The sequence below is a fragment of the Serratia sp. NFX21 genome (genome assembly GCF_048517035.1).
Classification (GTDB): domain Bacteria; phylum Pseudomonadota; class Gammaproteobacteria; order Enterobacterales; family Enterobacteriaceae; genus Serratia; species Serratia quinivorans.
In genome coordinates this window covers 5,179,400-5,203,271 of sequence record NZ_CP183196.1, presented here as the reverse complement: position 1 = coordinate 5,203,271, position 23,872 = coordinate 5,179,400, and the positions used below count along the sequence as shown (strand labels likewise).

Below are 23,872 nucleotides of genomic sequence, written 5' to 3'. Positions count from 1 at the left end.
CATGTCCTTCGTGTTTCAAACCGCAGCCTGATTGGCCGCGCATCCTTAGCCTAATTACGTCAATGACGTGGTGATAACCTGACACAGTTTAGTGACAGTTAACTAACCCTGATAACAGGCTGTTATCCAAAAGTATAGGGGAAGAGCTGAAACGATGCGGCGGCGTTTGACAGTTAGCGCCTATCGCAAGAAAAGAGATCATAATCACAGTCGAACAGGCTACAATCGGACAACCACGTCATCTTTATTCTCAAGCCTAAGAGTGTTGCTATGAAAAATATCAATCCTAGTCAAACCGCTGCTTGGCAAGCCCTGCAGCAACATTTCGAACAGATGAAAGATGTACAGATCAGCGATCTGTTTGCTCAGGACAAAGAGCGTTTCTCCAAGTTCTCTGCCACCTTCAACGATCAGATGCTGGTGGACTACTCTAAAAACCGCATTAGCGCGGAGACCCTGGAGAAGCTGCAGGCACTGGCGAAAGAAACCGATCTGCAAAGCGCGATCAAATCCATGTTTGCCGGTGAGAAAATCAACCGTACCGAAGACCGTGCGGTGCTGCACGTTGCCCTGCGCAACCGCAGCAATACCCCAATTATCGTGGACGGCAAAGACGTGATGCCGGAAGTGAACGCGGTGCTGGCCAAAATGAAACAGTTCTGCGACCGCGTGATTGGCGGTGACTGGAAAGGTTACACCGGCAAAGCCATTACCGACGTGGTGAACATCGGTATCGGCGGTTCTGATCTCGGCCCTTATATGGCGACCGAGGCGCTGCGCCCTTACAAAAACCACCTGAATATGCATTTTGTCTCCAACGTTGACGGCACCCATATCGCCGAAACGCTGCAGCCACTGAACCCGGAAACCACCCTGTTCCTGGTGGCGTCCAAAACCTTCACTACTCAGGAAACCATGACCAACGCCCACAGCGCGCGCGACTGGTTCCTGAGCACTGCCGGTGACCAAAAACACGTGGCGAAACACTTTGCTGCGTTGTCGACCAACGGCAAGGCGGTGGGCGAGTTCGGTATTGATACCGCCAACATGTTCGAATTCTGGGACTGGGTCGGCGGTCGTTATTCCCTGTGGTCGGCGATTGGTCTGTCGATTGCCTTGTCGCTGGGCTTTGATAACTTCGAACAGCTGCTGAGTGGGGCGCATGCGATGGACCAACACTTCGCACAAACTCCGGCAGAGAAAAACCTGCCGGTGCTGCTGGCGCTGATCGGCATCTGGTACAACAATTTCTTCGGTGCAGAAACCGAAGCTATCCTGCCTTACGACCAGTACATGCACCGTTTTGCTGCTTACTTCCAGCAGGGCAACATGGAATCCAACGGTAAGTATGTCGATCGCAACGGCAACCCGGTGGATTACCAGACCGGCCCAATCATCTGGGGCGAGCCAGGCACCAACGGTCAGCATGCGTTTTACCAGTTGATCCATCAGGGGACCAAACTGGTGCCTTGCGACTTTATCGCACCGGCCATCAGCCACAACCCGCTGAGCGACCACCACGCCAAACTGCTGTCGAACTTCTTCGCGCAGACCGAAGCGCTGGCGTTCGGTAAATCGCTGGAAGTGGTAGAGGCCGAGTTTGCCGCACAGGGTAAAACGCCGGAAGAGGTCAAGCACGTGGCGCCGTTCAAGGTGTTTGAAGGCAACCGCCCGACCAACTCCATCCTGCTGCGTGAGATCACCCCGTTCAGCCTGGGCAGCCTGATTGCCCTGTATGAACACAAGATCTTCACCCAGGGCGCGATCCTGAACATCTTCACCTTCGACCAATGGGGCGTGGAGCTGGGCAAGCAGCTGGCAAACCGCATCCTGCCGGAACTGGCGGGTGACGAAGCGGTCAGCAGCCATGATAGTTCAACCAATGCGCTGATCAACCGCTTTAAAGAATGGCGTTAATTACCGCCTGAATTGATGCCAATAAAAAACCCGCCGCGGCGGGTTTTTTTACATCTGAACGATTACAGATTGATTGGCACTTCGAAACTGATGCCTGCGCCCACGTCATCGGCGGTGCTGGCGTTGTTATCGGTGTACCACAGGCTGGTATCGAATTTGACCTGGGAAGGAAGGGTGTAACCCCAGCCGAGCTGAATGCCTTTCAGCGTGTCAGATTTCGGGAACGCCTGGTTGATTGACTGGCTATTCGGGTTCACTTTGGCGTACACCAAACGGGTGCTCCAGCGTTGGCTGTCGTCCAGCACCAGCTCTACACGGCCGGACAGCATTTGCCCGTCGCCGCCCATGGCATGACCCAGCGGGTAGCCTTGCTGGTAGTAGCCGCCTTTGTAAGTGTAATGAGTGTAAACATAGTTTTTGCGGTTCATGTCGGCGCGTGTATCAGCACCTTCAATATACCAGTTGATGGTAGTTGGGCCCCATTCCGGGTGACCTTCCAGACCCAGCAGGTAGGTGTTTTGCGACGGCAGCATGCCGGCTTCATCTTCGCCCACCAACTGACCGTACAAACTGACCGGCAGGCCAATCAGTGGCTGCATTTTCAGCTTGAAGTCGAAACCGGCAAGCTGGTTGCCCGGATCGTTGCCCTGGCCGGAGTCATCGTTGTCATTGCCTGAAAACGCATCCCAGAAGGAGCTCCAGGACTGCGGACGACCTTCACCGCCCCACTGCATGATGCGCGAAGCGCCCAGCTCGAGGAAGTTGGTCGGCATCATGGTAAAACGACCACCGATCAGTTTGGTGTGAGGTACTGAAGAGTACTGTGACAATTGGCCGGCGGTCAGCTGGTACTGCCAACGGCCAATCCACGACAGCCAAGGGGTTTCAAACGGTGATTGATCGGCACGTTGCAGCATAAAACCGGCAACCGGGCGTGCGGCGTCGGAACGAATCAGGCTGCCGTCATAGCCCGGTCCCCACCACTGGGAAACCTCGCCGAAGGACAACCATTGGTTCCAGATTTTCACTGCACCATAGGAGCCGTTTAGGTTGAATTTGGAACCGTCGCTGACGCGTTGATCGCCCTCGACCGAACCCTGAACGCGCACGTCCCAGAACTCGCCGTTGGCACCGGCACCGATAGTCAGGCTTTGGTCAGCATATTGGTTCTGGCCGAAGCCCTGTGGCGTGCCCGGTTTGTCGGTGGCAGCGTAGCCGCTGACGCGAATATTGGCTTTTAAGTCACCGACGCGGCGTTGAACGCGGTCGAGAACGTTTTTCTCGGTATTGGTTACCGGTTTGGCCTGTGAAATTACGGAGCTGATTTCTTCCTGGCTCAGTGGCCAGGTGGACAGGCTGACGTTGATGACGCCACGGTCGGACAGCCAGGCGAGGTCATTACGCAGGTCATTATCAGGGGTTACCAATCCGCTGGCATGGCCGCTCAATGCACAGGTAAACAGGCCTGCGGCGACCAGTCCGTTAAGTTTAGCGCGCATAAATATTCCCTTGTTAATTCGAGTTGTTTGTTTTATGTAAAGATCTATGACCCATCATAGTGGACATTTCAATTTGCTACAAATATATCCCTATGAAACATTAAAGTGTAACTGATTGAATAGTGTTTGTTTTTTTTAGACCCTGCGCAGATGTTAATTTTTAAGATAATGCCTATGTTAGGATGCGCGAATAACTACAGTGGTATTGATGGGGAATATTTATGGCAAAAACCTCTCGTTCGGTGATGATCGCCAAAGGGTTGCAACGGGTGTTGAACGTGGGGCTGTTGCTGCTGGCGGCGATCCTGATCGTCTTTTTGGTGAAAGAAACCATTCATTTGGCGAAAGTCTTATTTGTAAACAACGAGGAATCGACGTCCTATTTGCTGATTGAAGGGATTGTGATTTACTTCCTCTACTTTGAGTTTATCGCCTTGATTGTGAAGTATTTTGAATCGGGTTATCACTTCCCGCTGCGCTACTTTATTTATATCGGCATCACCGCGATTATTCGTTTGATCATAGTGGATCATGAAAACCCAATAGACACGTTAATTTATTCTGCCGCGATATTGTTGCTGGTGGTGACGCTTTATCTGGCTAATACCGACCGTTTAAAACGAGAGTAAATAGGGATAAAAATGGCGGCCTGTAGGGGCCGCCGAAGACACAGGTATTGATCGGAAAGAACTGAAGTACATCAAGTGTATTGCAGTGGCACAAAACTAACCTTTCACCCCACCGGCCGTCAGGCCACCGACCAGCCAGCGCTGCGCCAGCAGGAAGACGGCGGTAATCGGAATCGCTGACAGCACCGCCGCAGCGGCAAAGTCGCCCCACAAATAGTTCTGCGGGTTCAGATATTGCTGCATCCCAACCGCCAGCGTATAGCTGTTGACGTCGCGCAACAGCAGTGAGGCCACCGGCACCTCGGTGATGGCGGCGATGAACGACAGAATAAACACCACCGCCAGAATCGGCACCGACAGCGGCAGCAGCACCAGGCGGAAGGCTTGCCACGGGCTGGCCCCGTCCAGTGCCGCCGCTTCTTCCAGCGAATTATCGATGGTTTCGAAATAGCCCTTGATGGTCCAGACGTGCAGCGCGATGCCGCCCATATAGGCGAAAATGACCCCGCCGTGGGTGTTCAAACCGATAAACGGAATGTATTGGCCCAGACGATCAAACAACGCATACAGCGCCACCAGCGACAGTACCGCCGGGAACATCTGGAAAATCAGCATGCTTTTCAGCAGGGTGCTTTTACCGCGAAAACGCATGCGGGCAAAGGCATAGGCACAGGTGGTAGACAGCGTGACGATGCCGATGGCGGTGATCACCGCGATCTTGATCGAGTTCCACAGCCACAGCAGGACCGGGAACGGCGGTGGGGTGACGCTGCCATCGGCGTGCGTCACGCTCATGCCGAGCGCCAACCGCCAGTGATCCCAGGAAATTTGTTCCGGTATCAGGCTGCCGGTGGCGAAGTTGCCAGAGCGCAGCGAGATAGTGACGACCATCAGCAGCGGGAACATGATCAGGGCGATAAAGCACAGCATCAGTGCATGGGTTATCCACAGGCGCAGACGCTGGGATTTGGGTTGGACCATAGCCATTATTTTTCTCCCTAGTCGAAGTTCATCTTGCTGGCTTTCAGATTCAGGATCGCCAGGGCGCCCACCAGCAGGAAGATCAGCGTGGCAATTGCCGCCGCCAGCCCGAAGTCCTGTCCGCCGCCGCCTTCGAAGGCGATGCGGTAGGTGTAGCTGACCAGCAGGTCGGTATAACCGGCCGGCGTGGTGGTACCGATCATGTCCGGCCCGCCGTTGGTCAACAGTTGGATCAGCACGAAGTTATTAAAGTTGAAGGCGAAACTGGCGATCATCAGCGGCGTCAGCGGTTTAATCAGCAGCGGCAGAGTGATGCGGAAAAAGTTCTGCATCGGGGTGGCACCGTCCATCGCCGAAGCCTCGTAAAGGTCGTCCGGGATCGCCTTCAGCAGCCCCATGCACAGGATCATCATGTACGGATAACCCAGCCAGGTATTGACGATCAAAATCATGCTTTTGGCGGTGACAGGGTCGCTGAACCAGGCCGGTTTGATACCGAACAGATGGCTGAGCATCATGTTGATTTCACCGAAGCTTTGGTTGAACAACCCCTTGAAAATCAGAATCGAAATAAACGACGGCACCGCGTAGGGCAGTATCAGCATCACGCGATAGATTGCTTTGCCTTTCAGCGCTTCCCACTGCACCACGCAGGCCAGCACCATGCCTACCGCCACGGTGAGGATCACGGTCATCACCGAGAACACGATGGTCCAGATAAAGATCGACACGAACGGCTTCTTGATGCCTTCGTCCTGCAACACACGCAGGAAGTTTTTCCCGCCAATGGTGACGGTATAGCCGGGGCTAAGGGTCTCTTTTGCCCAGTTGCCGTCGGCGTTCACCGCCTGATAAAAGCCAATCTCCGGGTTCGGCCGGTATTGAATATGGGTCTGTTGGTCGGTCAGCGCATTGCTGTCCTTATCCAGTGCGTAAAGTGGACTGGTACCGGAAAACTGGCGCAGGGAACTCATGCGCAGCTCACCGCCGTCCGGTAATTGTGCCACCAGTTGGCTCAGTGCCTGACGGTTTTGAGTGATCACCCGCAGCGTGGCGCGCTCGCCTGCCGGTTCGGCGCTTTCTTCGACCAGTTTTAGCGTTTGCGGTGCGTTGGCATCAAAGCTGAAAGGCTGGGAAATCAGCTGCTGGCCGTTGTCCGGGTGGGTTAACTGCAGACGCCAGCGTTGGTTTTCCGCCGGATACAGGCCGAAGATAAAGGTCTTGCCGGTCTGGAATTGACGTTGCATCAGCACCGACTGGGCGCGCTCAAAGGTGAGCTGATTGGTGCTGCTGTAGTTGGTAAAGGCGATGGCGATAGTGCAAATCAGCGGAAACAGGACAAACAGCCCCATGCCGGCGATGCCAGGATAAACGTAGCGCCAGGCATAAGCGCGGCGGTTAGCGAAGACGTAAAGCCCGGCGCTGACCAGAATCAGCGTCAGAATGGCAAACAGGTATTCACCCTGTGCATACATCAACACAATCAGATAGCAGGTAACCAGGCTGAACAGGCCGATAACCAGCCATTTCAGTATGTCACTCTGCCACCACTTCGACTTTTTGCGCGCAGGTGAACCGGCGTGAGCTAATTGCATAGGGCGTTCCTTTCTGTGAAGCCACAGCGGGGTGCCTGTCTGCACCCCGCACAACATAGTGTGTTACTTGGTGATACGGGTCTGTACGTCATCCAGCGCGGCTTTCACCGTCTGGCGGCCGCTGACGGCGTTGATCACCGCACTGCGCTCGGCATACCAGAAGGCGCTCATCTGCGGGATATTCGGCATGATTTCGCCGTTCTGTGAGTTTTCCATGGTGGCGGCAATCTTCGGATCTTTCGCCAGTTGTTCCTGATAGGACTTCAGTGCTACAGCGCCCAGTGGTTTGTCCTTGTTGACGTCCGCCAGCCCTTCGTTGGTTAGCAGGTAGTTTTCCAGGAATTCGGTCGCCAGCTCTTTGTTCGGGCTGGCTGCGTTGATCCCTGCGGTCAGTACGCCGACGAAAGGTTTGGAAGGCTTGCCTTTAAAGGTTGGCAGCAGGGTCACGCCGTAGTTGATTTTGCTTTGTTCGATGTTTGACCAGGCCCATGGGCCATTGATGGTCATCGCGGTCTGGCCTTTATTGAACGCGGCTTCGGCAATCGAGTAATCGGTATCGGCGTTGATGTGTTTGTTTTTCACCAGATCGACGATGAACTGCAGGCCTGCCTGTGAACCGGTATTGGCCACGCCTACGTCCTTGATGTTGTACTTGCCGTTCTCATACTTGAAGGCATAACCGCCGTCGGCAGCGATAATCGGCCAGGTGAAGTAGGGTTCTTGCAGGTTCCACATGATGGCGCTCTTGCCTTTGGCGCGCAGCTCTTTGTCCAGCGCCGGGATCTCTTCCCAGGTTTTTGGCGCCTGTTTGATCAGGTCTTTGTTATAAATCAGCGACAGCGCTTCCACCGCGATCGGGTAGCCGATCAGCTTGCCGTCGTAGCGCACCGCGTCCCAGGTGAATGGGAACAGTTTGTCCTGGAAGGCTTTGGAAGGATGGATTTCGGCCAGCAGGCCCGACTGCGCGTAGCCGCCAAAGCGGTCATGGGCCCAGAAGATAATATCCGGGCCGTCGCCGGTGGCGGCAACCTGCGGGTATTTCTCTTCCAGCTTATCCGGGTGCTCGATGGTGACTTTGATACCGGTGTCTTTCTCAAATTTTTTGCCGACCTCGGCCAGGCCGTTATAGCCCTTATCGCCGTTGATCCAGATAACCAGTTTCCCTTCCTCGATCTTGGCGAAGGCGGAAGAAGAAAGCACCAACGTGGTCAGAGCCGAAAGCACCAGTGTGCGGGCGGTGGTAAAGCTGCGAGTCATAATCCAATCCTTCTTTTTTATGGGCACGTTAATCAAGGAGAGAGGTTTCGCGGTAATAGTGGGTCACAAAGCGACACATTCTCATCCTCCCCCCCTCTACGCCCCATGCCTGCGTAGTGTGATCCAGTTAACATTGCTCTCTATTCTGTGGCGTCAGACACAAAATAGGGGGACGATTTTTGCCAGGCAGATCACAGATTTGTCTTAAGCGTGGAACTTCTCATCGCCGCGGTCGTTCCCTCATCCTCCCATCTCCTCCCCCATGAAAAATCCTGTTACGGATGATTACCCTTTGTGGGGTTTGCCGCACTATCGGCCACATTGATTTTTATCGCCACGAGCAGCAGGGAACCGGATTTATGTCGCCAATGCCTACCGCCACTCAACCCACCCTGTATCGGATCCATCCGGTCAGTTTCCGTGATGGAAACGGGGATGGAGTGGGCGACACCCACGGCATGATTGCGGCCTTGCCCTACCTGAGCACGCTGTCGATTGACGGCCTGGTGTTGCCACAGGTGTTGGCGGCCCAGGAGGAAGCGGCGGTCGTTGCCCAGGGGTTGGCCCTGTGGTACTGCGACGGGCCAAACCACATTCGTCGCGCCGCGGCACCGCAACAATATTTGCGCAGCCCACTGGCGCTGGAAGTGGTGCCCTTTAGCGTGGAGAGGCTGGTTGAGGTTTTGAATGCTCGCCGCACCACGTTGGCAGAAAGCCTGTGGAGCACCGGTGATGCTGACCAGCCTCGGGTGGTCAGCCACTGGGGGCAGGGTAACTTGCGCTCCGCCGATGCCTTTTTGACGCTGTTGGCGATGCTGCCCGCACCCATTTGCCTGTATCAGGGGGAAGAGCTGGGCTTGCCGCACGCCGCTGGTCTGCAGGATCCGCTCGGCGCGCAAACGCCGATGCCCTGGCATGAAGCCCCTGAGCAAGTGACCGCCGGTGAGATCCACTGGTATCAGCAGGTGGCGATTGAACATCGCGCGCTGGCCATCAGTCGCCAGCAGTATGACAACCAATCCACCTTGCGTTACTGCCAGTCCTTGCTGGCGCTGCGCCGTTTAGCGGTGATCCAGCAGGGGGAATTGAGCGCGGTCAGCCAGAGTAATGGTGTCGTTAGATTACTTATTACCCATCAGGATCAATGCCTTGAAGCGCTGATTAACCTGCAGCCTTATACTCAGGCGGCCGCACCGTCTGAGGCGACCTTGCCACTGGCTTGGCAGCACGGTGCACAGCAAGAGGGTCATCAATGGGTTTTGGCGGGTTTTGCGTCCGCCATTTTTACACGAAATGTTAACTGCGAAAGCAGGGGAGTAACGCATGGCTAGCGTCACATTGCGCAGCGTTTATAAGGCTTTCGGCGAAACGGTGATTTCCAAAGACGTCAATCTGACGATCAATGACGGTGAGTTTGTGGTGTTTGTCGGGCCATCGGGCTGCGGCAAATCGACGCTGCTGCGCATGATCGCCGGGCTGGAGGACATAACCTCCGGTGAGCTGATGATCGGCGATAAACGTATGAATGAGGTGCCGCCGTCCGAGCGCGGCATCGGCATGGTATTCCAGTCTTACGCGCTGTATCCGCACCTGTCGGTGGCCGACAACATGTCGTTCGGCCTGAAGCTGGCCGGGGCTAAAAAAGCGGAAATCAATCAGCGGGTCAATCAGGTATCGGAAGTGCTGCAACTGGCTCACCTGCTCGACCGACGGCCAAAAGCGCTGTCCGGCGGGCAGCGTCAGCGGGTGGCGATCGGCCGTACGCTGGTGGCAGAGCCGGACGTGTTCCTGCTCGATGAGCCGCTGTCCAACCTCGACGCCGCGCTACGGGTACAGATGCGCATTGAGATCTCCCGTCTGCACAAGCGTCTGCAGCGCACCATGATTTACGTCACCCACGATCAGGTCGAAGCGATGACGCTGGCCGACAAGATCGTGGTGCTGGATGCCGGGCGCGTCGCCCAGATCGGCAAGCCGTTGGAGCTGTACCACTATCCAGCCAACCGCTTTGTCGCCGGCTTTATCGGATCGCCGAAAATGAATTTCCTGCCGGTCAAAGTGACCGCCGTAGAGCCTCAACAGGTCCAGGTCGAACTGCCTAACAGTCAACTGGTGTGGTTACCGGTGGAAGGCTCGCAGGTGCAGGCCGGCTCGAACATGTCACTGGGCATTCGCCCGGAGCATCTGTTGCCTGGTGATGCCTCTGAAGTTCGGCTGACCGGTGACGTACAGGTGGTGGAGCAACTCGGCAACGAGACGCAAATCCACATCCAAATCCCGGCAATTCGTCAAAACCTGGTTTACCGCCAGAACGACGTGGTGCTGGTAGAAGAAGGTGCAACATTCGCCATCGGCCTGCCGCCTCACCGCTGCCATCTGTTCCGTGAAGACGGTACGGCATGTAAACGGCTGCACCAGGAGCCGGGCGTTTAAAGCATCACAGTCTGTATAACAGGAGAATAATGATGACTACTCTGCGCAAACTTCCTCTGGCACTGGCAATCGCCGCTGGTGTTCTCACCACTCAGGCCATGGCCGTTGATTTTAAAGGCTATGCCCGTTCCGGCATCGGCTGGACCGGCAGTGGCGGTGAGCAACAGTGCTTCAAGGCCACCGGCGCCGACAGCAAATACCGTCTCGGTAACGAATGTGAAACCTACGCCGAACTGAAGCTGGGTCAGGAAGTGTGGAAAGAGGGCGACAAAAGCTTCTACTTCGATACCAACCTGGCTTACTCGGTTTCACAACGTTCCGACTGGGAAGACGTGACGCCAGGCTTCCGTGAAGTGAACGTGCAGGGTAAAAACCTGATCGAATGGCTGCCGGGGGCCAATATGTGGGCCGGTAAGCGCTTCTATCAGCGTCATGATGTTCACATGATTGACTTCTACTACTGGGATATCTCAGGTCCGGGTGCCGGTCTGGAGAATATCGATCTGGGCTTCGGCAAACTGTCTGCTGCCGTGACCCGCAACTCCGAATCCGGCGGTTCTTACGGTTATCTGGATAATGAACTGGACCAACGTCCGACCGTCAACGACACCTTCGACGTGCGTCTGGCCGGTCTGGAATTGAACCCGGGCGGTACCCTGGAGCTGGGGCTGGACTACGGTCGGGCTAACGCGCAGGACGGCTACAGCCTGGCCGATGGCGCCAGCAAAGACGGTTGGTTGGTGACTGCGGAACATACCCAGAGCATCCTGACCGGCTACAACAAGTTCGTGCTGCAATACGCCACAGATTCGATGACCTCGCAGAACAACGGCCGTAACCAGGGGTCAACCATCGACAACAACGGCAAGATGATCCGCGTGCTGGATCACGGTGCCATCGACTTCAACGATCAATGGGCGATGATGTATGTCGCCATGTTCCAGGACATCGATCGCGACAACAACAACGGCAGCACCTGGTACACCGTGGGCGTGCGCCCAATGTACAAATGGACGCCTATCATGAGCACCCTGCTGGAAGCCGGTTACGACAACGTGAAATCCCAGCGCACTGGCGATCGCAACGGCCAGTACAAGGTCACCCTGGCGCAACAGTGGCAGGCGGGCAACAGCATCTGGTCACGTCCGGCTATCCGCGTATTTGCGACCTACGCCAAGTGGGATGAGAAATGGGGCTACGCGACCTCCAGCGACGCAGAGGGCAATCCAGGTCTGAAAGCCGGCACCGCGTATAACGACACCAGCATGCACACCTTCAGCCGTGGCAATGACGATGAAGTCACCTTCGGCGCCCAGATGGAAATCTGGTGGTAATGAGATAACGGGGAGAGCCAGGTGCTCTCCCCAACCTGTATTCGCCGACATCGTCTCTCTTGCCTGAGCCGCGTCGGTTACCTTGGGGTATAACAATGAAAAAGAATCTGCTGTCTCTATGCCTGTCACTGGCTCTTACCGTTGGTGCGCCACTGGTGGCCAATGCCGATACGCCGGCCAATGTATCCATAGCTCCGGCTATTAGTTCCAGCACGCTGCAAAGCCTGCCATGGCAACCGCTGGTGCCACCGGTCAGCCAGGATGTGAAACTGGATAATGTCAGCCCGCAAATTAATCAGGGTGATATTCAGGGCGCTATCGCCGCCTATACGCTGCCGGCCGATCGCGGTTCGCTGGAAGTCACACTGAGCAGCATCAGCAAGAACAACTCAATTTATGCACCTAGCGTCTTGGTGCTGGATGAACACCTGCGTCCGGCGGCCTATTACCCGAGCAGCTATTTCCCTTATCAGCCACCGGGTGCGATGTCATCCGATCGCCTTGAGGGCACGCTGAAACTGACGCCGGCACTGGGTCAAAAGCAGATTTATTTGCTGGTATACACCACCCGTCAGGATCTGGCGAAAACCACTCAATTGACTAACCCGGCGAAGGCTTATGCGCAGGGCGTGGGTAACGCGGTACCGGATATTCCGGATCCGATCGCCAGCCACAGCACCAGCGGCACCATCAAACTGAAAGTTACTGCCGAGCAGGGCAGTGGCAATATCATGATTGGCATGCTGCAACCGGCACCGGCGGCGGCACCAGTGGTGGTGGGATCAACCGCGGCGGTTGCTGCAGCACCGACTCCGGCACCGGCTCCAACCAAACCGGCGGAACCGATGTTGAATGATACCGAAAGTTACTTTAACAACGGCATCAAACAGGCAGTGAAGGCGGGGGATATCGATAAAGCGCTGAAACTGATGAATGAGGCTGAAAAACTGGGTTCTACCACAGCGCGTGAAACGTTTATTGGCAGCGTGAAAGGCAAGGGGTAGTACCCGACGCTGCCGATGCTGGCTTGATGATTGGTGCGCCCCGACGCACCTTTTTTCATTCGTCGGCCAGTGTTTCACCGATCAACGCCAGCAGGCGCGCATTGTCCACCTGCTGCATTATCCGCACCGGTCGACCTTCGGCTTCCGGCATGCCGACCGTCAGTCGCAGACTTTCCGGTCGCCAGCGACGGGAACTGCCGCGCGTTATGGCTCCTTCCAGCGCCACGTCGACAAAATATTCCTCCGTGGTGACCAACTGCGGTTCCAGCAGCCAGGCAATCACCAGTGCATCATGGATCCAGCAGCCCGGCAGATGGCGGGTATGGCGAGAGTAGTCGATCCAGGGCTGAGTGGTGGTTCGCAGGTAGCGGCACAGTGGCGTATCCGGCTGGGTCATTTGGGCCAGGTCGGCCTGAGTCAGCATGGTTTGCGTGGTGACATCCAGCGGGGCGAGCGTGATATTGGCACCGCTGGTCAGCACCTGCCTGGCCGCTTCCGGATCCAGGCCGAAATTGGTGTCCTTGATGTAACCCTCGACGTTGAACACCCCGCCCATAATCACGATTTCCTTCACCGCCTGCGCCATCTGCGGGTACAACTGCAAGGCATGGGCGACGTTGGTCAGCGGGCCGATTGCTGCCAGGGTGATCTCGCCGGGGTGATTGCAGATCAACTCGCCGATCGCTACGGCGGCGTTGGGGGTGGGTATTGTGGCGGCTTGGGGATAAGGCGTATTACGCCACAGGGTGGCTAGCTGCGGATCGGTAATCGCCCGATCCAGATGGGTGCGCCAGGGTTCTGGCGCTTCGCTCAATGCTCGCGTTGCGCCAGCCACCACCGGCACCTGATAACCGGTTTGCTGCAACAAATGGCTGGCCACGGCAAAACCGACGTCGCGCGGCGTATTGCCGGCCACGATGCTGATAAGCTCCAGTGAGAGCTGAGGTTTGGCCGCCAGCGCCAGCGCCAGGGCCAGCCCGTCGTCAACGTTGGCGCCGGGAATGCCGTTGCCGGGATCGCAATCAATAATCAAACGCATAGCAGTTACCTGAATCAATAAACTAGCAGCCGCACGATCGGCGGATATGCAGCTGGAAGGCGAATTCGTGCAGTTCTGGCTGCGCGGTACCGGTGGCCAACATGGCGATGGCCTGCCTGGCCATGGCGTCGATCGGTTGTTCGACCGCGCTGAGCGGCGGCACGCTGAATTCGGATTGTTGGGTGCCGTTAAAGCAAATGATAGCCAGATCGTCCGGCACGCGCAGTTGATGTTCCGCCAGCGCTGACAGACAGCCGAGTGCCTGTTGTTCGTTGGAGGTGAATATGGCGCGTGGGCGGGGGCCTTGCAGCATTTTCTGGCTGGCCTGATAGCCGCCCTGTCGGGTATAGGGGGCTTCAAAAATCCATTCTTCACGCGGCGTAATACCCGCCTCAATCAGCGCGTCACGCCAGCCGTTAAGGCGATCTTGTGCGTTGAGCATGGTCAGCGGGCCAACAAAAATGCCGAGCTCCCGATAGCCGTGCTGCAACAGATGGCGTGTGGCCTGGCAGGCGGCGTCGCGTTCATTAACGCGGATGGCGCTGATACCGGCATGGCTGTCGATGGTATCTATCATCACGCAGGGGGTGCCGGAATTGCGGATCAGATCAAACCAGGGATGACGATCGACGCTGGTATACAGCAGCCCGTCAACCTGACGGCGCAGCAGGTGGTTAATCAGATCGTGCTCGTGCTGCCGGTCGTCGCCGGCGTCCCCCAACAGCAGCACGCGGCCATGGTTGAAGGCTTCACGCTGCAGTGCCCGTGCCATTGTGGCAAAAAACGGGTTGGAAATATCGGGAACCACTAATCCATAAGTCAGAGTATTGCCCGAAGCCAGCGCCCGGGCGATGTCGTTCGGCCGGTAACCGGTTTGCTCGATCGCCGCCAGCACCCGCAAACGGGTAGCTTCTGCCACCGGGCGCGGACCGTTATTGATCACATAGCTGACTACCGCGACCGAGGTGCCCGCTACGCGGGCGACGTCGGCGCGGGTGATACGCCGCGCGGATTGATTATCCAAGTTGGATTCCTGTACGCCCTGATTACACCGCGTCCTGCGGCAGGTTAAGGTCGCGGCCGCGGGTTTCCGGTGCAAAGAAGGTGGTGATTAAGCCAATGCCTGCCATTACAACAAAATAGCAGGCAACAGGCCACCAGTGACCGAAACCGGCCAGCAGCGCGGTAGCGATCAGCGGTGCGGTCCCGCCGGAGAGGATCGACCCCAGTTCCTTGGCGAAAGCCATTTTTGAGTAGCGGTTTTTGACGCCGAACAGTTCCACTCCATAGGCCGCCTGCACGCCAAAAATGCCCAAAGATGCGATGCACATGCCGACCACAATCACCGAAATCACTATCGCCGGCTCACGGCTGTCGAGCAGCCAGAAGGCCGGGAAGGCGTACAGCACCAGCAACAGGCAGAACCAGCGGTAAGTGACGCGGCGGCCGAAGCGGTCAGAAAGCCAACCCGCCAGCGGAATCACCAGGAAACCGCACAGCGAGGCGATCATCACCGCCAGCGCCGGCACCGATTTATCCACCATCAGCACCTTGGCCACATAACCGACGATAAAACCCTGGCACAGATAGGACGGGCCATTCTCACCAATACGCAGGCCGAGCATGATCCAGAAGGCTTTGGTGCGCTGCAGGTAGCTGCGGTTATCCGCTGCCACGGGAGCGTTGTCCAGCATGCGCTGACGGTTTTGTTGCAGTTCGCGTTCAAATACCGGGGTTTCACGCACGTGACGGCGCAGGTAGAGAGCGCCCCCGGCGATCAGGATGCTGGCGAGGAACGGAATGCGCCAGCCCCAGGCGATCAGATCGGCCTTGTCCAATTGCAACACCAGCAACCAGACCAGCGAGGCTAACAGAGTACCGCTGTTGGAGCCGATCGCAATGATCGAAGCGACCAGACCACGGCGTTTGGCCGGTGCGTATTCTGCCAGCATCACCGCGCCTCCGGACAGCTCTGCCCCGGCACCGAAGCCCTGGGCAAAACGCAAGATCACCAGGCAGGTGGGGGCCCAGACGCCGATTTGGGCGTAAGAAGGGATCAGCCCGATCAAGGTGGTAGAGACGCCCATCAACGCTACCGTGGTGAGCAGCACCACGCGGCGGCCCTTACGGTCGCCAATCCAGCCGAAAACCAACGCGCCGATAGGACGAGCAATAAAACCGACGGAGTAGGTGGCGAAGCTGGCCAGCAACGCCACCATTGGGGTGGCTTCGGGGAAGAACACGTCGCCGAACACCATGCCGGCCGCCAGGCCATACAGGGCGAAATCGACATACTCCATTGCCGTGCCGAGCCAGCACGAGAAAGTGGCGCGCCAGAATTGGCCGCGCCCTTCTTTGGTGGTCAAACGTTCATCGGCCGCCAAGGTTTCGTCGGTGGCCTGTGGGGTTGCAAGCGTTGTTTCGCTCATGGCATTGATATCCTCTTTTCGTCATGCGCCATAAATGGCGCCGTTAAAGATGGTTTCCCTGGTGTCGGCAAGAAGGTTTGCTGACAAAGTTTTGAACTGTTGGCGATTCAACGCTGCAGTAACAAGGGTATCTACGCGCGTAGATAAAACAATGCTGCAGGAGTGAAAATTTGCTGAGGATCACATAATCCCCACCGCGCCGGAGAATGAAGGTAAAGAAAACAGATGGCAGAAAGATGACAAGGTGGTGCTTTAAGGCGCGAAGTTTTGCTGTGTGGCACCCCTCGAATCAGCCTGCCGCTTTTGAATTTCTGCGTTACAATGGGCGCCTGTTAACAGTTTGTCTGGTCTGGCGCGGCCGCAGGGCGCGGCGTCAGGCATGGAGTAGAACAATGTCAGGCAATAGGGATTCGATCCTACCGCCGCTGGAGTGGTTATCCGCGCAACATCCTCCGGCACCCGCCGCCGTCAGCGATTGGCTGATGGAACCAGGTTCCATGACGCGCCGATTTGAACGCCACTGTGGGCGGGTGCACGTCGAACCGCAGCGCGAATGTTTTGTTACCCGCGACCAACTGGGGGAAGAGGCAGAACACCTGCCGGACAGTCCGCGCTATTGGCTGCGTGAAGTTGTGTTGTTGGGCGATAACCAGCCCTGGCTATTGGGGCGTACGGTGATCCCGTTGGAAACTCTGACCGGCCCTGATCTGGCATTGGTGGATTTGGGTACCTTGCCACTGGGCCGCTATCTGTTCAGCAGCGATGAACTGACTCGCGATTACATTCATATTGGACGGCAAGATGCACTGTGGGCGCGCCGTTCCCGCCTGCGGCTGGCGGGTAAGCCGCTGTTGCTGACCGAACTGTTTTTACCGGCTTCGCCGCTGTACGCGACAGGAAGTTCGGTTCCCGAATGATGAGGAGAGAAAAAACCTTGGAAGGAAGCGTGAATCAAAGCAAATGGCAGGCTTATAGCCATCTGATGCGCATTAATAAACCCATTGGCACCTTGCTGTTGCTGTGGCCGACGCTGTGGGCACTGTGGCTGGCGGGCAAGGGCGTGCCGTCGCTGTCTATCCTGGCGGTGTTCGTGGTTGGGGTCTTCCTGATGCGTGCCGCTGGTTGTGTCGTGAATGATTACGCCGATCGCGCTGTAGATGGCCACGTGAAACGCACTGCCGCTCGTCCGATGCCGAGTGGCCGGGTGAGCGAGAAAGAGGCCAAGGTGCTGTTTGTGGTGTTGGTGCTTGTCTCGTTCGGGCTGGTGCTGACGCTCAATGCGATGACCATCTGGCTGTCACTGGCGGCGCTGGCGCTGGCGTGGGCCTATCCGTTTATGAAACGGGTCACTCATCTGCCGCAGTTTGTTCTTGGCGCGGCGTTTGGCTGGGGGATCCCGATGGCCTATGCCGCCGTCAGTGAATCCTTGCCACTGAGCTGCTGGCTGTTGCTGCTGGCCAATATTTGCTGGACGGTGGCTTACGACACCTTATATGCGATGGTTGACCGTGACGATGACCTGAAGATTGGCATTAAATCTACGGCCATTTTGTTTGGTCGTTACGACAAGCTGATCGTCGGTTTGCTGCAGTTCGCCACGCTGCTGCTGATGCTGTGGGTAGGTTATCTGACGCAGATGAGCGGGGCCTTTTACTGGTCGCTGTTGCTGGCGGGCGCCTTGTTTATCCATCAGCAAAAACAGATTGCCACCCGTGAGCGTGACGCCTGCTTCAAGGCGTTCATGGATAACAATTATGTCGGGCTGGTGTTGTTTATCGGTATTGCTCTGAGTTACTGGCAGGGTTAAGGCGTTACCGCAATAAAAAAGGCACCCTAGGGTGCCTTTTTGTTTTGTATCAATGGATTAGTCTTCTTTCTCTTCCGCTGCGACCGTTTCCGGCAACGCGTTGGTTTCCGCCGGCATACTGACGCTCTCAATGGTCAGCTTGATTTCCGGGGTAATCAAATCGCTCAGCATGTTGTAGACCTCCATGGTGTGCTCACGGACCGCATCGCCGATGTCATTGATGTAGCCTTCTGCACGCAGCGTCGCCACCAGGGTGGAGAACACCGCCTTGTCGAAGAACTCCGGCGCGTTGATGCCATGCAGCACCGACAGACGCTGGGCCATAATACGGCTCTCTTTCTCCAGCGCACCGCGGTTGATGCTTGGATTGGCACTGAGGATCGACATGGTGATGGCATAGCGCTGCAGCGTTTCGCGGACACCGGCGGCCAACAACTGCAATGGACGGATGCGTGCCGGATTCAACACCAGATCGTCACCCTTATCGCAGATCAGTTGCTGACGGATCATTTCGTCGATCAGTGGTCGTAGCACTTCCGGCAGTTGTTCCTTGTCGTTATGCAGGAACAGTTCAGCCTTCAGCATTGGGTAAATCAGGCCAATCTGCCTTAGCAGTTCAGCGCGCGATACCCGGCGGTGATGCATCACGATAGTGGCGATCAGCGATGGCAGAACCAACAGATGATGGATATTGTTACGGTAATAGGTCATCAACACCGCCTGCTCGCGCGGCAGGATGATGATATCGCCGATGTTATCCTTCTCCACCTCGAACTTGTTCATGTTCAGCGCATGATCCAGCAACTCATCCGGCGTTTGGGTTGGTACGGTAACGTCACCGGCATAAGGCACATTGCGCATCAGTTGCAGGTAGCATTCCAACTGCTCAAGCAACTGCTCGCGGGTCAGCGAGCGTTGGCGTGAGGCCAGCAGCGCCGTGGAACACAGGTTCATGGCGTTGGCGGCGGCGGCATTGTTGATGCGCACCATAATCTTGGCCGCCAAATCGTTGACCGTCGGCGTTAACCAGCTTGGGCGCTGGGCTTCGATCGGGTCAATGGATTCGCGCCACTGTGGCACATTCTGGTTCAGGTAAGCGGTCAACGGCAGTGGATCACCAAAGTTGACGTAACCCTGGCCGAGATTACGCAGCTTGCGCAGGCCGCGCAGCATCTGCAGCAGGCTCTCTTTTTCCTTGGTCGCGCCACGCAACTCTTTGGCGTAGGTACCCACTTCCATCACGTGTTCATAACCGATGTAAATCGGCACCAGTGTGATAGGACGGCTACCGCCGCGCAGCATCGCCTGAATGGTCATCGACAGGGTGCCGGTCTTCGGCTCCAGTAAACGTCCGGTACGGGAACGGCCACCTTCAACAAAGTATTCCACCGAGTAACCGCGGGTAAACAGCTCGCCGAGGTATTCACGGAATACCGTCGAGTACAGCTTGTTGCCTTTGAAAGTGCGGCGGATAAAGAAAGCGCCCAGGCGACGGAAGATCGGCCCGGCCGGCCAGAAGTTGAGATTGATACCGGCAGCAATATGCGGCGGCACCAGGCCCTGGTGATACAGCACGTAGGACAGCAGAAGGTAGTCCATGTGGCTGCGGTGGCAGGGCACATAAACAATCTCGTGGCCGTCCTGCGCCAACTGACGCACGCGTTCGGCGTTAGTGACGTTGATACCTTGATACAGTCGGTTCCAGGTCCAGCTCAGCACGCGATCGGAAAGGCGCACCGTCTCGTAAGAGAAGTCGGCAGCGATCTCTTCCATCAGCGCAATGGCATTCTGCTGGGCTTTTTCGTGGGAAATCTTCTTGCTGCGAGCTTCGTCCTCGACCGCTTTTTCGATCGCCTTGGACGCCAACAGCTTGTTGAACAGGTCCTGACGGGCCGGCAGGCTTGGGCCGACGGCGGCCAGACGCTGACGCGAGAAGTGCATGCGCGCTACGCGAGCCAGTTTCTGCGCAATGATTTTGTCCGTACCGTGCTCGGTGGCCATGCGGCGCAGCGAAACGGTATTGGAAAAACGGACAAAGCTGTCGCGGCCGAGCCACAGCACGGCGAAGAATTTCTGCACGCCATTCAGCAGACGCAGATGCGGTGTGCCGTGACCTTCGCGCCCCGGAGAGCGGCCAAACATCACCGAAACCGGCAGCATCTGAATGTCGAGATCCGGATTGCTGCGGTGCAGGTCCAGATAGTCGTGGAACAGTTTTACCGACTCTTCTTTCGGCGTGTAGTAGCGGAATACGCGCGGGCCGTCGTGAATAAACACGTGGCTTGGCAGCACGGTGCCGTCTATCTCCAGCGGATTGAGGGGGTCGGGCAGATCTTGCGCCAGGCACTGGGTGCGCAGCGTCAGCAAATCCGCCTTGGAATTATAAGGTAAAACATACAAAATCGGCCGTGAGGGATCCAACCCTAACTCCGTGACCGGATCTGAAGGGATAACCTTACTTCTTACCAACAGTTTGAGTGGTAAATTCAATAGTTTATAATAAATTTTACGCCAACCTGACATAACAACGTGAAGCCTCTTGTTAGCAATGCGCCGCAAGCATACCAGAAACCGGGTAGCAGATCTGTGGTGTTGGAAAACCGAGAGCCGGGAGAGTTTCCTGGCCTAGACTGTTTAATTATGACTTATCTCTGCTAAAGGCACTAAAAAACATGGCAAACCAAGCAACCGGCCTGACCCGTATTATTAAAGCCGCCGGCTACTCTTATAAAGGCTTTTCCGCTGCCTGGCAGCACGAAGCGGCATTCCGCCAGGAATTGGTGGCGACCGTGCTGGCTATCATACTGGCGATTTGGCTGGACGTGGGTGCGGTAGCGCGCATTTTACTGATCGGATCGGTGCTGTTGGTGATGATCGTCGAAATCCTGAACAGCGCGATTGAGGCGATTGTCGACCGCGTGGGGACTGAGCATCACGAGCTTTCCGGTCGGGCAAAGGATATGGGCTCGGCGGCGGTCTCGCTGGCGATTATTTTGGCGCTGTTTGTCTGGGGGTCGGTGCTGTGGCAGCACTTTGCCTGAGTGGCGGCGTTGCGTTGCGACAGGTGTCGCTAATCCCTGATTTTTATTCACTCTTCGGTTCCCAAGCCGCAGTTACCTGTATATACTCACAGCAAGACTGTATAAACAAACAGGGGGCGGAATGAAAGCACTAACTACCAGACAGCAAGAGGTCTATGATCTGATTCGCGATCATATTTCGTCCACTGGCATGCCGCCAACGCGCGCCGAGATCGCCATGCGTCTGGGGTTCCGTTCGCCAAATGCCGCAGAAGAACACCTGAAAGCGCTGGCGCGTAAAGGCGTTATCGAGATTATCTCCGGCGCTTCGCGCGGCATTCGCCTGCTGATGGAAGATGAAGAGGGTTTACCGCTGATTGGCCGTGTCGCCGCCGGTGAGCCGCTGCTGGCGCAGCAGCATATCGAAGGGCACTACAAGGTCGATCCATCCCTGTTCAAACCGAGCGCGGATTTCCTGCTGCGGGTCAACGGCATGTCGATGCGTGACATCGGTATTCTCGACGGCGATCTGCTGGCGGTGCATAAAACTCAGGACGTGCGTAATGGCCAGGTGGTTGTGGCACGCATCGAAGATGAAGTCACGGTCAAGCGCCTGAAAAAACACGGTAACGTGGTTGAGCTGCTGCCGGAAAACAGTGAATTCCAGCCGATTGTGGTCGATCTGCGTCAGCAGAATTTCACCATTGAAGGTCTGGCGGTCGGTGTGATCCGCAATGGCGACTGGGTTTAATCCTCACGCCCAAACATCGTTCTCTGATTCAAGTCGCCCCAGTTCTGGGGCGATGTCATATCTGATTCACTATATACCCTATAGCTTTCAAGTTGCAGCTAGGCGGCCAACTCGCTCATCCCCAGGCGCTTACTCAGGTAAGTAACTGGGGTGACAAATCTGCCGGGAGCAGATTTGAACGCTGTTTGCAGCGGCCCCGAAGGGGTGTGGCTCATGGACGGGCCACATAACTGAGTGCAGATAACAACGCTGCAACTTGAAAGATGACGGGTATACACGGGAACATTTCACTATGCGCCTGCTTTCTGCCTTCACCAGCGATACCGATAAAGCCCTGTGGCGCCTTGCGCTGCCCATGATTTTCTCCAATATCACCGTGCCGCTGCTTGGGCTGGTAGATACCGCAGTCATCGGCCACCTCGACAGCCCGACCTATCTGGGTGGCGTAGCGGTTGGCTCCATGGCCACCAGCTTCCTGTTTATGCTGTTGCTGTTTCTGCGTATGAGCACCACCGGGCTGACTGCTCAGGCGTTGGGGGCACAAAATCCGCAGGGGCTGGCACGAGCCTTTATGCAGCCGTTGCTGCTGGCGGTGTTGGCCGGGGTGGCTATTGTGTTGCTGCGCTATCCGCTGATTGAGTTGGCGCTAAAAATCGTCGGTGGCGATGGGGCGGTGCTGGAACAGGCTCGCTTATTCCTCGAGATCCGCTGGCTGAGCGCCCCGGCGGCGCTGGCCAATATGGTGATCCTGGGTTGGTTGCTTGGCGTGCAATACGTGCGCGCACCGGTGATCCTGCTGATTGTCGGCAACCTGCTGAATATCGTATTGGATATCTGGCTGGTGATGGGACTGGGCTGGAACGTGCAGGGGGCCGCGACCGCGACCGCCATCTCTGAATATGCCACGCTGCTGTTGGGATTATGGCTGTCCTGGCGCGTGATGCGCATACGCGGCATTTCTGTGCCAATGCTGCGCCAAGCCTGGCGCGGTAATCTGCGGCGTCTGCTGGCGTTGAATCGCGACATTATGCTGCGTTCATTGCTGCTACAACTGTGTTTTGCTTCGTTGACCATCTTCGGTGCCCGGCTGGGCGGCGAGGTGGTCGCGGTAAATGCGGTGCTGATGAATTTGCTGACCTTCACCGCTTATGCGCTGGACGGTTTTGCCTACGCGGTAGAGGCTCATTCGGGCCATGCCTATGGCGCCCGTGACGATAGCCAACTGCGTAAAGTATGGCGTGCGGCTTGCCGGCAGGCCTGTCTGGTGGCGTTGGGCTTTGGTCTGCTCTATGCCGTTGCTGGGCAGCAAATCATTGCCGCCTTGACCTCTTTACCGGAGCTGCGCGCACTGGCGAGCCACTATCTGCCGTGGCAGGTAGTGCTGCCGTTGGTGGGAGTATGGTGCTATTTGCTGGACGGCATGTTTATTGGCGCCACCCGCGGCGCAGAAATGCGTAACAGCATGGCAGTAGCCGCCGCCGGTTATGGGCTGACGCTGTTTACCCTACCTGTACTGGGCAACCATGGATTGTGGCTGGCGCTAGCGGTGTTCCTTTCGCTACGTGGCCTTGCGCTCGGATGGATTTGGCATTGCCACAGGGTGCGAGGGACCTGGTTTACTGCGGATGCGACACAGTCAAAAATGAGTAATAATTAGTTTTTCTTATGTTTTTGTTTATATTAAGTTACATTTTCTTGAGCGAACTTCTTTCCGCTTAACTACTGTTCTTCTGGGGTTTTTACTGATTTATCTTTGTTTTTTGAATTTTTATCCTGACTTTTTCTTTTTTATCGCTATCTGTAGCTATAGTTAATCATGTGGTTGGCGGAATAAATTGGAACTGACAACCCTTTTATTTAGGTCGATTGACCGAAATAATTACTCAGTTAAGTCCGGCCACAGGCGTTTAAAACTGACTAATCACAGGTAACGGAGAGGTTATGAACAAAGATCAAGCCGACGGTAACTGGAAGCAGTTTAAAGGGAAAGTGAAGGAACAGTGGGGCAAGCTGACCGATGACGATCTGACGGTTATTGAAGGGAAACGCGAACAGCTTGTCGGTAAAATTCAGGAACGTTATGGCTACCAGAAAGAGGCGGCCGAGAAAGAAGTTAAATCCTGGGAAGACCACAACAAGTATCGCTGGTAGCGCGCTGGGCCGCAGCGGATTGCGGC

Annotated in this window: 20 protein-coding genes; 12 read left to right on the top strand and 8 right to left on the bottom strand. The window is 56.3% G+C overall.

The annotated features are described in order from the left end of the window. The first annotated feature begins 270 nt into the window (after positions 1–270). On the top strand, positions 271–1,917 hold the full coding sequence (gene pgi / locus ACNT1W_RS24345) for a glucose-6-phosphate isomerase (RefSeq protein WP_017894221.1): 1,647 nt from the start codon (positions 271–273) through the stop codon (positions 1,915–1,917). Between the two features lie 62 nt (positions 1,918–1,979). Here pgi and ACNT1W_RS24340 read toward each other — a convergent pair whose 3' ends face one another. Then, entirely contained in the window at positions 1,980–3,416 is a 1,437-nt protein-coding gene (locus tag ACNT1W_RS24340; RefSeq protein WP_419246262.1) for a capsule assembly Wzi family protein, read from the bottom strand. A 221-nt stretch (positions 3,417–3,637) separates the two neighbouring features. On the opposite strand from ACNT1W_RS24340, the gene psiE reads away from it, so the two are divergent. Then, complete coding sequence (psiE, locus tag ACNT1W_RS24335; protein ID WP_012147169.1) at positions 3,638–4,045, top strand: phosphate-starvation-inducible protein PsiE; 408 nt, start codon at positions 3,638–3,640, stop codon at positions 4,043–4,045. A gap of 96 nt (positions 4,046–4,141) precedes the next feature. Here the strand turns inward: psiE and malG are convergent, their stop codons facing one another. The 3 genes from malG to malE form a co-directional block, all read right to left on the bottom strand. After that, positions 4,142–5,032, bottom strand: a complete 891-nt coding sequence (gene malG / locus ACNT1W_RS24330) for a maltose ABC transporter permease MalG (RefSeq protein WP_012147168.1) — start codon at positions 5,030–5,032, stop codon at positions 4,142–4,144. 11 nt (positions 5,033–5,043) lie between these two features. Further along, on the bottom strand, positions 5,044–6,621 hold the full coding sequence (gene malF, locus ACNT1W_RS24325; RefSeq protein WP_419246261.1) for a maltose ABC transporter permease MalF: 1,578 nt from the start codon (positions 6,619–6,621) through the stop codon (positions 5,044–5,046). A gap of 63 nt (positions 6,622–6,684) precedes the next feature. After that, a complete protein-coding gene (gene malE / locus ACNT1W_RS24320) occupies positions 6,685–7,878 on the bottom strand; it encodes a maltose/maltodextrin ABC transporter substrate-binding protein MalE (protein ID WP_012147166.1) in 1,194 nt (397 codons plus the stop codon). A gap of 359 nt (positions 7,879–8,237) precedes the next feature. Here malE and ACNT1W_RS24315 point away from each other — a divergent pair, with 359 nt between their 5' ends. The 4 genes from ACNT1W_RS24315 to malM all read left to right on the top strand — a co-directional run bounded on the left by ACNT1W_RS24315 (position 8,238) and on the right by malM (position 12,649). After that, the gene (locus ACNT1W_RS24315; RefSeq protein ID WP_419246260.1) at positions 8,238–9,209 is read left to right on the top strand and encodes an alpha-amylase family glycosyl hydrolase; all 972 of its coding nucleotides are present in this window, start codon (positions 8,238–8,240) and stop codon (positions 9,207–9,209) included. Then, positions 9,202–10,311: a maltose/maltodextrin ABC transporter ATP-binding protein MalK gene (gene malK, locus ACNT1W_RS24310; protein ID WP_419246259.1), complete on the top strand. Its 1,110-nt coding sequence runs from the start codon at positions 9,202–9,204 to the stop codon at positions 10,309–10,311. The genes ACNT1W_RS24315 and malK overlap by 8 nt, the downstream gene beginning before the upstream one ends. Before the next feature lie 29 nt (positions 10,312–10,340). Beyond that, positions 10,341–11,645, top strand: a complete 1,305-nt coding sequence (locus ACNT1W_RS24305) for a maltoporin (protein ID WP_012147163.1) — start codon at positions 10,341–10,343, stop codon at positions 11,643–11,645. 95 nt (positions 11,646–11,740) lie between these two features. Beyond that, complete coding sequence (gene malM / locus ACNT1W_RS24300) at positions 11,741–12,649, top strand: maltose operon protein MalM (protein ID WP_115183639.1); 909 nt, start codon at positions 11,741–11,743, stop codon at positions 12,647–12,649. Positions 12,650–12,704: 55 nt separating this feature from the next. On the opposite strand, the gene ACNT1W_RS24295 is transcribed toward malM, so the two are convergent. Genes ACNT1W_RS24295 through ACNT1W_RS24285 form a run of 3 tightly spaced genes read right to left on the bottom strand, consistent with a single transcriptional unit; the run spans position 12,705 to position 16,117 of the window. Next, complete coding sequence (locus ACNT1W_RS24295; protein WP_012147161.1) at positions 12,705–13,688, bottom strand: nucleoside hydrolase; 984 nt, start codon at positions 13,686–13,688, stop codon at positions 12,705–12,707. A gap of 22 nt (positions 13,689–13,710) precedes the next feature. Further along, positions 13,711–14,712 (bottom strand): LacI family DNA-binding transcriptional regulator, encoded by a 1,002-nt coding sequence (locus ACNT1W_RS24290; protein ID WP_017894213.1) that lies wholly within the window; start codon positions 14,710–14,712, stop codon positions 13,711–13,713. Between the two features lie 22 nt (positions 14,713–14,734). Next, on the bottom strand, positions 14,735–16,117 hold the full coding sequence (locus ACNT1W_RS24285; protein WP_112362618.1) for an MFS transporter: 1,383 nt from the start codon (positions 16,115–16,117) through the stop codon (positions 14,735–14,737). Positions 16,118–16,509: 392 nt separating this feature from the next. Between ACNT1W_RS24285 and ubiC the strand changes: the two genes are divergently transcribed. Both ubiC and ubiA read left to right on the top strand, forming a co-directional pair. Continuing rightward, entirely contained in the window at positions 16,510–17,034 is a 525-nt protein-coding gene (ubiC, locus tag ACNT1W_RS24280) for a chorismate lyase (RefSeq protein ID WP_012147158.1), read from the top strand. Next, positions 17,031–17,924: a 4-hydroxybenzoate octaprenyltransferase gene (gene ubiA / locus ACNT1W_RS24275; protein ID WP_218216759.1), complete on the top strand. Its 894-nt coding sequence runs from the start codon at positions 17,031–17,033 to the stop codon at positions 17,922–17,924. The genes ubiC and ubiA overlap by 4 nt, the downstream gene beginning before the upstream one ends. Before the next feature lie 57 nt (positions 17,925–17,981). On the opposite strand, the gene plsB is transcribed toward ubiA, so the two are convergent. After that, a complete protein-coding gene (plsB, locus tag ACNT1W_RS24270) occupies positions 17,982–20,447 on the bottom strand; it encodes a glycerol-3-phosphate 1-O-acyltransferase PlsB (RefSeq protein WP_012147156.1) in 2,466 nt (821 codons plus the stop codon). 149 nt (positions 20,448–20,596) lie between these two features. Here plsB and ACNT1W_RS24265 point away from each other — a divergent pair, with 149 nt between their 5' ends. The 4 genes from ACNT1W_RS24265 to ACNT1W_RS24250 all read left to right on the top strand — a co-directional run bounded on the left by ACNT1W_RS24265 (position 20,597) and on the right by ACNT1W_RS24250 (position 23,846). Beyond that, positions 20,597–20,965: a diacylglycerol kinase gene (locus ACNT1W_RS24265; protein WP_419246258.1), complete on the top strand. Its 369-nt coding sequence runs from the start codon at positions 20,597–20,599 to the stop codon at positions 20,963–20,965. 121 nt (positions 20,966–21,086) lie between these two features. Next, the gene (lexA, locus tag ACNT1W_RS24260) at positions 21,087–21,695 is read left to right on the top strand and encodes a transcriptional repressor LexA (protein WP_012147154.1); all 609 of its coding nucleotides are present in this window, start codon (positions 21,087–21,089) and stop codon (positions 21,693–21,695) included. 292 nt (positions 21,696–21,987) lie between these two features. Beyond that, the gene (gene dinF / locus ACNT1W_RS24255; RefSeq protein ID WP_261277131.1) at positions 21,988–23,352 is read left to right on the top strand and encodes an MATE family efflux transporter DinF; all 1,365 of its coding nucleotides are present in this window, start codon (positions 21,988–21,990) and stop codon (positions 23,350–23,352) included. A 284-nt stretch (positions 23,353–23,636) separates the two neighbouring features. Further along, a complete protein-coding gene (locus tag ACNT1W_RS24250; protein ID WP_012147152.1) occupies positions 23,637–23,846 on the top strand; it encodes a CsbD family protein in 210 nt (69 codons plus the stop codon). The last annotated feature ends 26 nt before the right edge of the window (positions 23,847–23,872 follow it).